Raw genomic sequence first — 14,788 nt, 5'->3', positions numbered from 1 at the left:
GGCACACGGGCGGGAGGTGACAGGACGTATGAGCGGCACGGCCGCGATGACCGAGCGGACAGGCGGGACGGAGGGCACGGCGGAGGCCGTGGAGACCACGCAGACCGCGGAGTCGGAGGTCCCCGTCCGGCTCGCCGCCGTGTTCCTGCCCGCGCCCCTGCCGCGCGAGGGCCGGATCGCCTTCTGGGACCCCGACGGCGGCGCGCTGCCCGCCGATGACACCGAGCTCACCGTCGTACGACGGCACGGCTCCGGTGTGCGACGACGGACCGCCCCGGCCCGGTCGCTCCCGCTCGGCGAGGCACTGCCGCTGCTGGTGCGGGCCCGCCACGACCCCGCGGCCCACCCCGCGACGGCCTGCTGGGGCGCGGCCGCGCTGCACGCCCTGCGGCTGACGGCCCGCGGCCGGCTGCTGCCCGGCCTGACGGCCACCGGCCACGACGCCTGGCGCGCCGGCCCCCTGGACCCCGACGACATCGCGCACCTGCGCGCGGTGGCCGCCGCCCTCCCGCACGAGGGCCACGCCGTCCCGCTGCCCGGCCCCGGCCCGATCCGGCTGCCCGAACCGGAGGCGCTGATGCGCGCCTTCCTGGACGCGGTCGCCGATACCCTGCCCCGCACCCCGGCCGCCCCGTACGCGTCCGGCAGGCCCTTCGCCGCGCGGCAGGCGCAACACCTGCCCGGCGCCCACGACTGGGCCGCCGAGGTCGCCGCCGGCATGGACGCGGGCGTGCGGATCTCGCTCCGCCTCGACCTGTCGGCGTACGACCTGTTCGACACCGACCCGGACGCGGCGCGCACCGCGGGCGCGGCGGTGGTGCAGGTGCACAGCCTCGCCGACCCGACGCTGGTGGTCGACGCGGCGACCCTGTGGGCCGGCGATTCCGGCGACGCGTTCGGGCCCCGCGCACGCGTGGACGCCGCCCTCGCGGTGCGCCGGGCGGCCCGCGTCTGGCCGCCCCTGGACCGGCTCTGCGACCAGGACGTGCCCGACGTGCTGGCCCTGTCCGAGGAGGAGCTCGGCGACCTGCTGGGCGTCGCGGCCACCCGGCTCGCCGCCGCCGGGGTCGCCGTGCACTGGCCGAGGGACTTGGCCCAGGACCTGTCCGCGACGGCGGTGGTACGGCCCGCGCCCGGCTCGGCGACCGACGGCACCGGCTTCTTCGAGAGCGAGGACCTGCTGCGGTTCCGCTGGCAGCTCGCGCTCGGCGGCGACCCGCTCACCGAGGCCGAGATGGACGCCCTGGCCGAAGCGCACCGCCCGGTCGTCCGGCTGCGCGACCAGTGGGTGCTGGTCGACCCCGCCCTCGTCCGCAAGGCCCGCAAACGCGACCTCGGCCTGCTCGACCCGGTCGACGCGCTGTCCGTCGCCCTCACCGGCAGCGCGGAGGTCGACGGCGAGATGGTCGAGGCGGTGCCGACCGGGGCGCTGGCCACCCTGCGCGACCGCCTCACCGCCGGGGTACGGCCCGCGGAACCCCCGCCCGGCCTGCACGCCACCCTCCGCGACTACCAACTGCGCGGCCTGGCCTGGCTCGACCTCATGACCTCCGTCGGCCTCGGCGGCTGTCTCGCCGACGACATGGGCCTCGGCAAGACCATCACCGTCATCGCCCTGCACCTCAAGCGGGCCCGCTCCGAGCCGACGCTGGTGGTCTGCCCGGCCTCCCTGCTCGGCAACTGGCAGCGGGAGATCACCCGGTTCGCGCCCGGCGTCCCCGTGCGCCGCTTCCACGGCCCCGAGCGCACCCTGGACGACGCCGACGGCGGCTTCGTCCTCACCACCTACGGCACGATGCGCTCGGCCGCACCTGCCCTGGCCGGGCACACATGGGGCATGGTCGTCGCCGACGAGGCGCAGCACGTGAAGAACCCCTACTCCGCCACGGCCAAGGCACTGCGCACCATCCCGTCCCCCGCGCGCGTGGCCCTGACCGGCACACCGGTGGAGAACAACCTCTCCGAACTGTGGGCACTCCTGGACTGGACGACGCCCGGGCTCCTCGGCCCCCTGAAGTCCTTCCGCGCCCGGCACGCACGCGCCGTGGAGAACGGCGAGGACGAGGAGGCGGTCGAGCGCCTGGCCCGCCTGGTCCGTCCCTTCCTGCTGCGCCGCAAGAAGTCCGACCCGGGCATCGTCCCCGAGCTGCCGCCCAAGACGGAGACCGACCACCCCGTCCCGCTCACCCGCGAACAGGCCGCGCTGTACGAGGCGGTGGTGCGCGAGTCGATGCTGGCCATCGAGACCGCGCAGGGCATGGCCCGCCGGGGCCTGGTGCTGAAGCTCCTCACCGCGCTGAAGCAGATCTGCGACCACCCGGCCCTGTACCTGAAGGAGGAGCACGCCCGGGCCGAGCGGCTGGCCGCCCGCTCCGGCAAACTCGCGCTGCTCGACGAGCTCCTGGACACCCTGCTGGCCGAGGACGGCTCGGCCCTCGTCTTCACGCAGTACGTCGGCATGGCCCGGCTGATCGCCTCCCACCTGGCGGCCCGCGCGGTCCCCGCGGACCTGCTGCACGGCGGCACTCCGGTCCCCGAACGCGAACGCATGGTGGACCGCTTCCAGAGCGGTGCCACCCCGGTGCTGGTGCTGTCCCTGAAGGCGGCCGGCACCGGCCTGAACCTCACCCGCGCGGGACACGTCGTCCACTTCGACCGCTGGTGGAACCCGGCCGTCGAGGAACAGGCCACCGACCGCGCCTACCGCATCGGCCAGACCCAGCCGGTCCAGGTCCACCGCCTCATCACCGAGGGCACGGTCGAGGACCGCATCGCCGAGATGCTCGAGTCCAAGCGGGCCCTGGCCGACGCCATCCTCGGCTCCGGCGAGTCCGCCCTGACGGAACTGACCGACCGTGAGCTGTCCGATCTGGTCTCCCTGCGGAGGACGCCATGACCCGCCGCCCCGCCGACGAGGCCCGTCGCGCCCTGCGAGCGGCCCGGGAACAGGCGGCCCGCGAAGAGACCACCCCGCCCGACGCCCGCCCGCTGCCCGGACCGGCCGAGCCGACCCCGGCCCCGGACCTGACGCCTCCCGAACCGCCTGCGGCCGATGCGCCCCGCCCGGGCGACGTGGCCCGCGAGGCCTTGCGCAGGGCGGTAGCAGCACGACACGCCCGCCAGGCGGCGGACCCCGAGCCGGACGCCCCGGCGGCCGCGTACCAGGCGCCCGCTGAGGCGCCCGGGGTCACGTCGGGGGAACGCGGGTTCACGTCGGTGGTGGATGCGGTGCCGGATGCCCGGGCGGAGGCGGCGCGGGGCGGTTCGGCGGATGCGGTGCGGAGTGCCCGGGCGGATGCGATGCGCGGCGGTTCGGCGGCTGTGGCGCGGAGTTCGGGGGATGTGGTGCCGGATGCCAGGGCGGAGGCGGCGCGGGGCGGTTCGGCGGATGCGGTGCGGAGTGCCCGGGCGGATGCGGCGCGAGGCAGTGTGGCTGGTGTTGCACGAGACGGCCTGGCCGATGCTGCGCGGGACGAGTCGGCGGATGCGGCGCCGGGGGGCCGGTCGGACCAATCCCGGAGCAGGCACCCAGTGCCGCCGCCGGACCCTGCGCCGGAAACCGCTCGGCATGATGGCGCGGCGAGGCCTTCCGCGCCGCTGGCCGCTCCCCGTTCCCGGCCTGGTCCCCAGGACCGGCCCGCCCGGCCCGCCCGAGCCGCCCGTCCCACCGGCAGTCGGGCACGGGACCTCCGTCAGTTGCTGGCCGGCGCCTTCCGCATGCCCGCCGAAGCGGAGGAGCCCGACCGCGACGAGGCGGCGGGACAGCAGGGTCCGGCCTCCCCGGGCACCGAGGCGCCCGAACCCGCCGACGCACCGGACACCGCGCCGCACGCGCACGGCCGCACCCCTGGCCCGACTCCCCTTCCCGCAGCGACTCCCAGTCCCGGCACCGCTCACACCCCCGCCCCTGCCCCCGCAACCCCTCGCGTCCCGCGCACCATGGCCGCCCCGGACCGCGACAACGACCTCCGCCGTACCTTCCCGGCCTTCCCACCCCGCTCGTCGGGCGACGCCGGCTTCGCCGAGACCTGGTGGGGAAACGCGTGGGTCACCGCGCTGGAGGAGGGAGCCCTGGACGCCAAGCGGCTGGCGCGAGGCCGCGGGTACGCCGAGCAGGGGCATGTGGACGCGATCACCGTGACGCCCGGCCTCGTCCTGGCGTACGTCCGGGGCAGCCGCCCCCGGCCGTACCGCGTGCAGGTGCGGCTGCGCACACTGGACGACGCCGAGTGGGAGAGGTTCCTGGACGCCGCCGCCGACCGGCCCGGACACATCGCCGCCCTCCTCGACAAGGAGATGCCCCACTCCCTCGCCGACTGCGGCGTGCCCCTGCTGCCCGGCCCCGGCGACCTCGCCCCGCGCTGCAGCTGCCCGGACACCGGCCACCCCTGCAAGCACGCAGCCGCCCTCTGCTACCAGACCGCCCGCCTGCTCGACGCCGACCCCTTCGTCCTGCTCCTGCTGCGCGGCCGAGGCGAACGCGACCTGCTCGACGCCCTGTCCCGCCGCAGCGCCACCCGAGCCGCCCGCGCCGCGCAGGACAAGGAACCCGCGCCCCTGCCCGGCATCCGGGCCACCGACGCCCTCGCGCCTCGCACCCTCCCGCCCCTCCCGGCGCCCCTGCCCGCTCCGCCGCACCCCGAGCAGCCCCCGGCGTACCCAGCCGCCCCCGGAGGACCGGACCCCTTCGCCCTGGACCAGCTGGCCACCGACGCCGCCGCCCGCGCCCACGCCCTGCTCACCACCGGCCGTGACCCGGTCGGGCGGCTCACGCTGTGGCAGGACGCGGTCCGCCTCGCCGCGGCCCGCCCCGGGTCCGGGCTCACCGCCGGCACCCGTGCGCTCTACGCCGCCCTGGCCTCCGCCGCCGACCGCACCCCGGCCGAGCTGGCGCGCGCGGTGGCCGCCTGGCGGCAGGGCGGACTGGAGGGCCTCACCGTCCTGGAGGAACCCTGGGACCCGCCGGCCGGACGCTTCGACCGCGCCCGTCCCCTGCTGCTCGCCGCCGACCTGCCCGCCTTCCGCCCCTGGCGCAACCGCCTCACCCACCCGCGCGGCCATCTCCAGCTCCGCCTCGGCCGCGACGGCCTGTGGTACGCGTACGAGTCCGAGCCGGGCCACGACGACTGGTGGCCCCGCGGCACCCCCGACCTGGACCCGGTCGGCGCCCTGACCGGGCTCGGCATACCGGGCGATCTGTGACGGGGCCGCCACGCTGCGACGAAACGTCCGGCACTCGGTGAAGATCGCGTGAGCGTTCCATGGTGATATCCGGCGGGCGGGTGCGGGTATCAGGGGCCCAGGGACGGAGTCGCCGAAACCGGCGGTTAGCGTGGAGCGGTGAGTGAGACGACGACCCCTGCCCTCCAGTACCGCTTCGACGGCCCGGAAGACGCCCCGGTCCTCATCCTCGGTCCCTCGCTCGGCACCACCTGGCACATGTGGGACCGCCAGGTCCCCGAGCTGACCCAGCAGTGGCGCGTCTTCCGGTTCGACCTGCCGGGGCACGGCGGCGCCCCGGCGTACCCGGCGGGCTCGGTCGCCGATCTCACCACTCGGCTGCTCACCACCCTCGACGGCCTCGGCGTGCACCGCTTCGGTTACGCGGGCTGCGCGCTCGGCGGCGCGGTCGGCATCGAGCTGGCCCTGCGCCACCCTGAGCGGCTGGCCTCCCTCGCGCTGATCGCCGCCTCGCCCCGCTTCGGCACGGCGGACGAGTTCCGGCAGAGGGGGGTGATCGTACGGACGAACGGCCTCGACCCCATCGCCCGTACGGCGCCCGACCGCTGGTTCACCGGCGGGTTCGCCGCCGCGCAGCCCGCGATCACCGAGTGGGCCGTGCAGATGGTGCGCACCACCGACCCCGGCTGCTACATCGCCGCCTGTGAGGCGCTCGCCTCCTTCGACGTACGAGCGGACCTCGCGCGCGTCGGCGTGCCCACGCTCGTGCTGGTCGGTTCGGACGACCAGGTCACCGGCCCCGCCGAGGCCCGCACCCTGGTCGCCGGGATACCGGACGCCCGCCTCGCCGTCGTCCCCGGTGCCTCCCATCTGGTGCCGGTGGAGCAGCCCGCCGCGGTCACCGACCTCCTGTTCCGTCACTTCTCCACCGCCTGGCAGCCCGCCTTCGACTCCTCGACCGGCCAGACGGCCCTGCCCGCGGCCGCCGTCAAGCCGGTCCTGTCCGCCGCGCCCCCGCAGCCCCGGCCCGTCGCCGAGATCGCCCCGGCCGTCGTACCGCCGCAGACCCAGGGCCGGCCCGATCCCTACGACGCCGGCATCAAGGTCCGCCGCGAGGTGCTGGGCGACGCGCACGTCGACCGGGCGCTGGCGCAGGCCGACGAGTTCTCGGGCGACTTCCAGGAGTTCATCACCCGCTACGCCTGGGGGGAGATCTGGGACCGGCCCGGCCTGGACCGCCGCACCCGCAGCTGTGTCACCCTCACCGCCCTGGTCGCCGGAGGTCACCTGGAGGAGCTCGCCTTCCACACCCGAGCCGCCCTCCGCAACGGCCTCACCCCGAACGAGATCAAGGAGGTCCTGATGCAGGCCGCCGTCTACTGCGGCGTACCGGCCGCGAACAGCGCGTTCAAGGTGGCGCAGCAGGTCATCCGCGAGGAGACCACCCCCCAGGAGTGAACATCCGCCGAGGGCGCGGGCCAGGATGGAGCCATGAAGCTCACGAAGAAGTCGCACGCCTGCGTCCGCCTCGAGAAGGGCGGGCAGACGCTGGTCCTGGACCCGGGAGGATTCAGCGAGGAGGACGCCGCGCTCGGCGCGGACGCCATCCTCGTCACCCATGAGCACCCCGACCACTTCGACGAGTTCCGGCTGCGCGCCGCGATGGAGAACAACCCGGCCGCGCGGATCTGGACGCTGAGGTCCGTCGCGGAGAAGATCTCGTCGGCGTTCCCGGGCCGCGTGCACACCGTCGGCCACGGCGACACCTTCACCGCCGCCGGTTTCGACGTGCAGGTGCACGGCGAGCTGCACGCGGTGATCCACCCGGACATCCCGCGCATCACCAACGTCGGCTACCTGATCGACGGCGGCAAGGTCTTCCACCCCGGCGACGCCCTGACCCTCCCCGACCAGCCGGTGGAGACGCTGATGCTGCCGGTCATGGCCCCCTGGAACAAGATCTCCGAGGTCATCGACTACGTCCGCGAGGTCGGGCCGCAGCGCGCCTACGACATCCACGACGCCCTCCTCACCGACCTCGCCCGCCCCATCTACGACCGTCAGATCGGGCAGCTGGGCGGCTCGGAACACCTGCGTCTGACGCCGGGCGAGTCCGTCGAGGTGTGAGGTCCACCGGGCGGGGACCGCGTTGTCGGACCCGCCCGGTAGGTTGTGAGGCATGCGCATCGCGACCTGGAACGTCAACTCGATCACCGCCCGCCTGCCGAGGCTCCTGGCCTGGCTGGAGAGCAGCGGCACCGACGTGCTGTGCCTCCAGGAGGCCAAGGTCGCCGAGGCGCAGTTCCCGTTCGACGAACTGCGCGAGCTGGGGTACGAGGCGGCGGTGCACGCGACCGGCCGGTGGAACGGGGTGGCGGTGCTCTCCCGCGTCGGCATCGAGGACGTCGTCAAGGGCCTGCCAGGCGACCCCGGTTTCGACGGCGTCGTCGAGCCCCGCGCCATCTCCGCGACCTGCGGCCCGGTCCGCGTCTGGTCGGTGTACGTGCCCAACGGCCGCGAGGTGGAGCACCCCCACTACGCCTACAAGCTCCAGTGGATCGAGGCCCTCAGGGCAGCCGTCGCCGGCGACGCGGGCGGCAGCCGCCCCTTCGCGGTCATGGGCGACTACAACGTGGCCCCGACCGACGACGACGTCTACGACCGGGCCGCCTTCGAGGGCTCCACCCACGTCACCCCCGCCGAGCGCGCCGCCCTGGCCTCCCTCCGCGAGGCAGGCCTGTCCGACGTCGTCCCGCGGCCCCTGAAGTACGAGCACCCCTTCACGTACTGGGACTACCGCCAGCTCTGCTTCCCGAAGAACCGCGGCATGCGCATCGACCTGGTGTACGCCAACGAGCCGTTCACCAAGGCGGTCGAGGACGCCTTCGTCGACCGTGAGGCGCGCAAGGGCAAGGGCGCGTCGGACCACGCGCCGGTGGTCGTGGACCTGGACGTGTAGCGGCCGGGAGGCACGGCGGCCGTCACAGCAGCCCGAGGTCGACCGACTCGGCGAGGGCCGCCAGCCCCGCGTCCCCGGGATGCAGGTGGTCCCCGCTGTCGTACGCGGGCAGCATGCGCGCCGGGTGCTCCGGGTCGCGCACCACGGCGTCGAAGTCGAGCACGGCGTCGAAGTCGTCGTTCTCCCGGATCCAGGTGTTCACCGCGATCCGCTCGGCGTCCACGGCGGCCGTGCACCGCGCCTCGCCCTCGCAGGGCAGGATCGTCGCCACCAGCATCCGCAGCCCCCGGGCGTGACCGCGTGCCGCGAGCTCGCGCAGCCCGGCGATCACCTCCTGGGCCGGCGCACCCCACCGCAGGTCGTTGACGCCCTCGAACACCACCGCCGTACGCGCCGACGTCTGCGCGAGGACGTCCCGGTCGAAGCGGTGCAGGGCGCTGACCCCGGCGGTGTCCGTGGAGACTCCGTCACCGGGGTACCGGTCGGTGACCACACGGTTCCCCGAGATCCCCTGGTTGAGAACCCCATAGCGCGGTACCACACGTTGGGCGAGCAGCCGTGCGGCCAGCACATTGGGCCACCGCCGGTTCGCGTCCGCCGTGGACCGGTCTCCGTCGGTGATCGAGTCCCCGAGCACCACGACCGACCCCGGCCCGCCGCCCACGTCGACTCCGCCGAGCAGCGGCCAGGTCGTCAGCACCGAGGTGTACGGCGCCGACGAGCCGTCCGCCGTGTGATCGCCCGGCTCGCTCAGGTACGACCGCTGCAGCGCGAGCCGGTGCACGGGCGCGGCCGGCACCGTGCCGGGCAGGTGGAGACTCACCAGCAGATCGCTGTCCGCGGGCACGTCGAAACCGAGCGGATCGCTGTAGGCCTGCGCCCCCGCCGGTATCTCCACGCCGTGCGCACCGCCGAAGGACAACGGCACCGGCGCGCCCCGGGCCGCCGCGCCCGACGCCCGCAGCGCCAACGTGGCGCTCCCGATCCGCACCGGCGTCCCGGCGAACGTGTTGTCGAACCGCACCCGCACCCGCGGCCCGCCGGCGGAGCTGTGCACCACGAGCCGCAGCGTCCGGCCCGTCCACGGCCCGAGAGCCGTGTACCCGGACGTCGAGGCCGCCCAGCTGCCCGTCCAGCCTGGCGCGGCGGGCCGCACCGACAGGCCGAACACATGCATCCCGGCGGCCCTCGGCAGCCGTACCGAGACGACCCGGCGCCCCGGCACCAGCGGCACCGTCACGACGTACAGCCGTGCCCGCTCGGCGAGTTGGCCGCCGGGCGTGTTGATGTGCGGCAGCGCCACTGCCTTGGTGGCCAGCGGGCCGGTGCGCCAGTCGGGCGCGCTCAGGCGGTACGCCGAGCGGGCGCCGTCGGCGTACGACACCGTGCCCGTCCCCGCGGTGCCGTCGGGGTCGCCGGTGCCCGCCACGAGGAAGGCGAGGGCGTCGCCGCGGCCGGTGACGCGCACGTCCTGCCCGGCGGCCCGCACGTTGTCCGGCTCGCCCGGCCGCCGGAGCGGCCAGGTAAGCCGCGCGCCCTGCACAGTGAGGACGCGGCCCGGCGTCCAGCCCGCCGCCGCGAGGTCCCGCGCCGACAGCGAGGCGCCCGAGCCGTCGAAGTCCGCCTCGCCGGGCCGGGCGTCGTCGCTGACGGCGGTGTTGTCGAAGAGCCGCTCCAGTGGCTGCGGCACGGACCTGTCCTCGGTGGCCGCCCGCGCCGACCCCGCCGAGACCAGGGACGCCAACAGGGCCAGCACAACCGTGATGTCCCGGACACTTCGGCGCACGGCCGACTCCTCCCGCCGACTGGACAGCCGCGACACAAGCGCCTAGTGAAGTTAGGGAGGCTCCGGGGACCGGTCAACGAGCCATGCGCGAACTCGGCGTGAACTCGACCGGAACCGACCGCACGCGCGCGCCTGTGGTGCATATGGCGGTACGAATGACACGCTGGGCGTATGAACATCCCTTTCCTGGGCAACCGGCGCCAGAAGCTGGGGCTCCCCGATCCCGAGGGCCTCGCGGAACTCCTCGCCGAGTGCGAACTGCTGCGCTCCCAGGCGTCCCGGGCGGGCGTCCGGCTGGACGACTCCGTGGCCTCGCTGGAGGCGCTCGACCAGCTGCTGCCGCGCTGGCGGGACGACGAGGAGAGCCTGCTCTGGCTCGGCAACGACGCTGGGCTGTACCTGGGCACCGTGATCGTGCGGACCGTGCCGGGCGCCGCCTGGGAGATCTGGCCCGACGGTCAGCCCGTCGTGCGGCTCGCCTCGGGCCGGGAGTTCGACGTCGTGGCCTCGGGGCACGAGTGGGCCGCCAGCGGTGTGCCCGAGCTCTCCCAGCTCTACGCGGAGGTCGCGGAGGCATGAACCATCAGTTCGATAAGTTTGCCGTAAATACGGCTAATGCCCGGAAGGTGCGTGTCGCGGAGCGGGCGCGATCTTGCCTGGATACGTTGCGGCAACCACCACACAGCTGAGAGTGAGTAGGGCTGAAACATGGCCGTCGATCCGCTGATCGAGCTGCGTGACGTCAACAAGTACTTCGGGGAGCTGCATGTCCTGCAGGACATCAACCTCAGCGTCGGCAGGGGGGAGGTGGTCGTGGTCATCGGCCCCTCGGGGTCGGGCAAGTCGACGCTGTGCCGGGCGATCAACCGGCTCGAGGCCATCCAGTCCGGCACGATCGTCCTCGACGGGCAGCCCCTGCCGGAGGAGGGCAAGGCCCTCGCACGGCTGCGCGCCGATGTCGGCATGGTCTTCCAGTCCTTCAACCTCTTCGCCCACAAGACCGTCCTGGAGAACGTCTCGCTGGGGCAGGTCAAGGTCCGTGGGCGCAGCAGGGAGGACGCCGTCAAGCGCTCCCGTGAGCTGCTGGAGCGCGTCGGCGTCGCCGACCAGGCGAGCAAGTACCCGGCGCAGCTCTCCGGCGGTCAGCAGCAGCGGGTGGCCATCGCCCGCGCCCTGGCCATGAGCCCCAAGGTGATGCTGTTCGACGAGCCGACCTCGGCCCTCGACCCGGAGATGATCAACGAGGTCCTGGAGGTCATGCGGCAGCTGGCGAACGAGGGCATGACCATGATCGTCGTCACCCATGAGATGGGCTTCGCCCGGTCGGCCGCCAACCGTGTCGTCTTCATGGCCGACGGCCGCATCGTCGAGGACCGTACCCCCGACGAGTTCTTCACCGACCCGCACAGCGACCGCGCCAGGGACTTCCTCTCCAAGATCCTCCACCACTGAACGGGGGGACGACTGAACGGGGACGACGCGGGGCATCCCGCCTGACCGGGCCTCGACTACGATGTGCCCTTCATCCCGTCGGACGATGGTGACTTGGCCGGTCCGGCCGGGATGTGCGTACCGCTCGACCGGTTCGGACCAGGTCGCTGCGGACACCGGATGCCGTCGCCGAGTGGGGTGCCCCCCACGGCCCTCGACCGCGAGGGGCGGCGGTTCACATCGGCCAGACCCGTCCGGCGGCAGCCGGAGATCACTGCTCGCGCAGCGGAACCGACACGTACGACGGGTCGTCCGCCGGCGAGGAGAAGGTCAGCTGCGCGCCGGACGGGTTGTGCTCGATGCAGAGCGGGTCGACCGTGTCGACGACCAGGGCGGGACGGTGCCCGGCCGGGACGTCGTGGGCCGCGGAGTACAGCTCCCGGTCAACGGCGGACGGTGCACCGGGCGTTCGCCCGTGGAACGTGGACGGTGCGGTGCTGACCAGCTTGCCGAGGCCGAGCGGCCCCCCCGTCGTGGAGGTGGGCGACGGGGGTGCCGCTCTCCTTGGTCGGGGTGGGGGTGGTGTGCAGCCGGACCGAGCCGCGCACGCGTGGGGCCGTCGCGTGACCAGAAGGTGACCTCGGGTCCGTGCCATCGGTGACCCCGTCGCAACGCACGTGCCGGTGACGATCATTGACGTGTGGACAAGGTCAGGGGGCCCGGTGGGAGGTGCGGGCCGTCGCGGCCGGCAGCGGGCTCTGCGCCGCCTGAGTGACGTCCGCGACCAGTTCGACGACGTCCGGGCCGTAGGCCTGCGAGTTGATCACCTTCAGCAGCAGGACGAAGGACTTGCCGCCGTACCTGCGGGACAGGCGTTCGTGGTGGCGGGCGAGGTAGCGGGTGGCGGCCTGGTTGGTGATCGAGGTCTGACCGCAGAAGAGGAAGACGGGACGGGTGGTCGCGCTCTGTCCCGCGGTGAGCCGGGCGATCAGGACGTACTCCTCCTTGCCGACGTCCAGGCGGTAGCGCTCCGGGCCGATCTGGAAGGCGCCGCGGTCCGGGCCGGGTTCGGAGTCGACGTTCACCCGGACACCGGGCAGCAGGGAGGCGAGGTGCGCCGTCATGCGGCGGTTCGACGCCGGACCCCCCACACAGAACTCCGTGCGCTCACCGAATCCCTGACGCGCCGTGTCGTGCGGGAGGACCTGGGCGTGGGCGTTGCAGTCCTTGATCAGCGCGGCGAGTTCGAGCAGGGCGAACACGTCGTAGCGCATCACCGCGAACTCCGGTCCGCCGGCGCCCCGGTTGACCACGAGCAGCGACTCGGAGTTGTCGGGCAGCCCGAAGAACGCCTGCTTGCGCCGGAGCTTCCGCTTCCACAGGTAGGTGCGGGTCAGCCAGCCGAGCGTGGCGCTGATGCCCGCCGCCACCACACCCAGGACGATGTTGCGCACGTCGTCGTTCATGGGCGCGCATGCTAGCGGGCGTTGCTGGACCCGTGTTCGAACCCGAGGTTCCTGACGAGGCCATGCCGATGAACTAAGCTGCGCGGACGTCCTTTTGCTGGAGGTGCGGATGCGTCGTCCTGTCGCACGGAATCTGGCGGTCCTGGCGGTCTCGGCCGCCGTGGTGTCGGTGGGGGCGGCGGCGCCACCCACGCCGGACACGGGCCCCGTCGAGAAGACCCCGGTGGCCGTCGGTTACGGCGGCGCGGTCGCCAGCGTCGACCCGGACGCCTCCGCCGCCGGGATCGAGATCCTCAGGAAGGGCGGCAACGCCGTGGACGCGGCCGTCGCCACCGCCGCCGCGCTCGGCGTCACCGAGCCCTACTCGGCCGGCATCGGCGGAGGCGGCTACTTCGTCTACTACGACGCCAAGTCCCGTACGGTGCACACCGTCGACGGCCGTGAGACCGCGCCCCTGACCGCCGACCGCGACCTCTTCGTCGAGAACGGCACACCCCTCCCGTTCGCCGAGGCCGTCAGCAGCGGCCTGAGCGTCGGCACCCCGGGCACGCCCGCCACCTGGCAGACGGCGCTGGACAGATGGGGGAGCCGGACGCTCGGTCCGCTCCTGAAGCCCGCGGAACGGCTCGCCCGCGACGGCTTCACCGTCGACGCCACCTTCCGTGCGCAGACCGCCGCCAACGAGACCCGGTTCCGGTACTTCCCCGACACCGCCGAGCTGTTCCTGCCGGGCGGGCGGCTGCCGGTGGTCGGCTCCACCTTCAAGAACCCCGACCTGGCCCGCACCTACGCGGAGCTGGGCCGCAAGGGCGTCGACGCCCTCTACCGCGGCGACCTCGGCAGGGACGTCGTCGACACGGTCAACAAACCCCCGGTGGACCCGTCCTCCGGCTGGAACGCCCGGCCCGGCGACCTGTCCGTCCGGGACCTGGCGGCCTACCGCGCCAGGCTCCAGGCCCCGACCAGGACCTCCTACCAGGGCCTGGACGTCTACTCCATCGCGCCGTCGTCCTCCGGCGGCACGACCGTGGGTGAGGCGCTGAACATCCTGGAGCGGACCGACCTGGCGAAAGCGAGCCAGGAGCGGTACCTGCACCGCTTCATCGAGGCGAGCCGGATCGCCTTCGCGGACCGGGGACGCTGGGTCGGCGACCCCGCCTTCGAGGACGTACCGACGAAGGAACTGCTGTCGCAGAAGTACGCCGACTCGCGCGCGTGCCTCATCAAGGACGACGCGGTGCTCACCAGCCCGCTCCCGCCCGGCGACCCGCGCGACCCCGCGCCCTGCGGGGCAGGCGGCACGGCGGCCCCGACGACGTACGAGGGCGACAGCACCACGCACCTGACGGTCGCCGACAAATGGGGCAACGTCGTCGCCTACACGCTCACCATCGAGCAGACCGGCGGCAGCGGCATCACCGTGCCCGGCCGCGGGTTCATCCTCAACAACGAGCTGACCGACTTCTCCTTCACCCCCGCCAACCCGGCCGTGCACGACCCGAACCTGCCGGGCCCGGGCAAGCGGCCGCGCTCGTCGATCGCGCCGACGATCGTGCTCGACCGGCACGCCAAGCCGGTGGTGGCGCTCGGTTCACCCGGTGGCGCCACCATCATCACGACCGTGCTGCAGACGCTGACCGGCTTCCTCGACCGCGGCCTGCCGCTCGTCGACGCGATCGCCGCGCCGCGCGCCAGCCAGCGCAACGCCGCCCAGACGGAGCTCGAACCGGGTCTGTACGACAGCGATCTCAGGAAGCGGCTGGAGGCCGTCGGGCACTCCTTCCGGCTCAACCCTGAGATCGGTGCGGCCACGGCCGTGCAGCGGCTGCCGGGCGGGAAGTGGCTCGCCGCAGCCGAGAAGGTACGGCGGGGCGGCGGCTCGGCGATGGTGGTACGACCGGCGTCGTGACCGCCTCCGGCCGGGGCTGGGCGTCGACGCCCAGCCCCGGCCGGGAACCGGCGGGC

10 protein-coding genes and 1 pseudogene are annotated in these 14,788 nt (G+C 73.9%); 8 read left to right on the top strand and 3 right to left on the bottom strand.

The window, feature by feature from the left end; genetic code table 11:
* The first annotated feature begins 28 nt into the window (after window positions 1–28).
* The 5 genes from ACFPZJ_RS19740 to ACFPZJ_RS19720 all read left to right on the top strand — a co-directional run bounded on the left by ACFPZJ_RS19740 (window position 29) and on the right by ACFPZJ_RS19720 (window position 8,140).
* Window positions 29–2,896, top strand: coding sequence for a DEAD/DEAH box helicase (locus ACFPZJ_RS19740; protein ID WP_381023098.1), 2,868 nt, complete (start codon window positions 29–31; stop codon window positions 2,894–2,896).
* Window positions 2,893–5,202 (top strand): SWIM zinc finger family protein, encoded by a 2,310-nt coding sequence (locus ACFPZJ_RS19735; protein WP_381023095.1) that lies wholly within the window; start codon window positions 2,893–2,895, stop codon window positions 5,200–5,202. The genes ACFPZJ_RS19740 and ACFPZJ_RS19735 overlap by 4 nt, the downstream gene beginning before the upstream one ends.
* A 138-nt stretch (window positions 5,203–5,340) precedes the next feature.
* On the top strand, window positions 5,341–6,639 hold the full coding sequence (gene pcaDC, locus ACFPZJ_RS19730; protein WP_381023093.1) for a bifunctional 3-oxoadipate enol-lactonase/4-carboxymuconolactone decarboxylase PcaDC: 1,299 nt from the start codon (window positions 5,341–5,343) through the stop codon (window positions 6,637–6,639).
* Between the two features lie 33 nt (window positions 6,640–6,672).
* Window positions 6,673–7,308 (top strand): MBL fold metallo-hydrolase, encoded by a 636-nt coding sequence (locus tag ACFPZJ_RS19725; protein ID WP_381023090.1) that lies wholly within the window; start codon window positions 6,673–6,675, stop codon window positions 7,306–7,308.
* Between the two features lie 52 nt (window positions 7,309–7,360).
* Entirely contained in the window at window positions 7,361–8,140 is a 780-nt protein-coding gene (locus ACFPZJ_RS19720; RefSeq protein ID WP_381023087.1) for an exodeoxyribonuclease III, read from the top strand.
* Between the two features lie 22 nt (window positions 8,141–8,162).
* Here the strand turns inward: ACFPZJ_RS19720 and ACFPZJ_RS19715 are convergent, their stop codons facing one another.
* A complete protein-coding gene (locus ACFPZJ_RS19715; protein WP_381023085.1) occupies window positions 8,163–9,926 on the bottom strand; it encodes an SGNH/GDSL hydrolase family protein in 1,764 nt (587 codons plus the stop codon).
* A gap of 171 nt (window positions 9,927–10,097) precedes the next feature.
* On the opposite strand from ACFPZJ_RS19715, the gene ACFPZJ_RS19710 reads away from it, so the two are divergent.
* Entirely contained in the window at window positions 10,098–10,505 is a 408-nt protein-coding gene (locus tag ACFPZJ_RS19710) for a DUF6278 family protein (RefSeq protein WP_381023082.1), read from the top strand.
* Between the two features lie 129 nt (window positions 10,506–10,634).
* Window positions 10,635–11,378 (top strand): amino acid ABC transporter ATP-binding protein, encoded by a 744-nt coding sequence (locus tag ACFPZJ_RS19705; protein ID WP_381023079.1) that lies wholly within the window; start codon window positions 10,635–10,637, stop codon window positions 11,376–11,378.
* A 250-nt stretch (window positions 11,379–11,628) separates the two neighbouring features.
* On the opposite strand, the pseudogene ACFPZJ_RS19700 reads toward ACFPZJ_RS19705, so the two are convergent.
* Window positions 11,629–11,983: pseudogene (locus ACFPZJ_RS19700) on the bottom strand (CocE/NonD family hydrolase C-terminal non-catalytic domain-containing protein); the annotation flags it as partial.
* Window positions 11,984–12,067: 84 nt separating this feature from the next.
* Window positions 12,068–12,823, bottom strand: coding sequence for a hypothetical protein (locus ACFPZJ_RS19695; RefSeq protein WP_381023077.1), 756 nt, complete (start codon window positions 12,821–12,823; stop codon window positions 12,068–12,070).
* Between the two features lie 109 nt (window positions 12,824–12,932).
* On the opposite strand from ACFPZJ_RS19695, the gene ggt reads away from it, so the two are divergent.
* Window positions 12,933–14,732 carry a gamma-glutamyltransferase gene (ggt, locus tag ACFPZJ_RS19690; protein ID WP_381023074.1) on the top strand — a complete coding sequence of 600 codons (1,800 nt, stop codon included), beginning with the start codon at window positions 12,933–12,935 and terminating at the stop codon, window positions 14,730–14,732.
* Window positions 14,733–14,788 lie beyond the last annotated feature (56 nt).

This window comes from Streptomyces bullii (genome assembly GCF_042657145.1).
Taxonomy (GTDB): domain Bacteria; phylum Actinomycetota; class Actinomycetes; order Streptomycetales; family Streptomycetaceae; genus Streptomyces; species Streptomyces bullii.
The sequence above is the reverse complement of the archived record's forward strand: the minus strand, read 5'-3'. Positions and strand labels throughout refer to the sequence as shown.

Bases quoted from the DNA above. Each gene is read 5' to 3' on its own strand.
- ACFPZJ_RS19740 (WP_381023098.1), top strand. From the start codon at position 29: ATGAGCGGCACGGCCGCGATGACCGAGCGGACAGGCGGGACGGAGGGC.
- ACFPZJ_RS19710 (WP_381023082.1), top strand. From the start codon at position 10,098: ATGAACATCCCTTTCCTGGGCAACCGGCGCCAGAAGCTGGGGCTCCCC.
- ACFPZJ_RS19720 (WP_381023087.1), top strand. From the start codon at position 7,361: ATGCGCATCGCGACCTGGAACGTCAACTCGATCACCGCCCGCCTGCCG.
- ACFPZJ_RS19705 (WP_381023079.1), top strand. From the start codon at position 10,635: ATGGCCGTCGATCCGCTGATCGAGCTGCGTGACGTCAACAAGTACTTC.
- ggt (WP_381023074.1), top strand. From the start codon at position 12,933: ATGCGTCGTCCTGTCGCACGGAATCTGGCGGTCCTGGCGGTCTCGGCC.
- ACFPZJ_RS19695 (WP_381023077.1), bottom strand. From the start codon at position 12,823: ATGAACGACGACGTGCGCAACATCGTCCTGGGTGTGGTGGCGGCGGGC.
- ACFPZJ_RS19725 (WP_381023090.1), top strand. From the start codon at position 6,673: ATGAAGCTCACGAAGAAGTCGCACGCCTGCGTCCGCCTCGAGAAGGGC.
- ACFPZJ_RS19735 (WP_381023095.1), top strand. From the start codon at position 2,893: ATGACCCGCCGCCCCGCCGACGAGGCCCGTCGCGCCCTGCGAGCGGCC.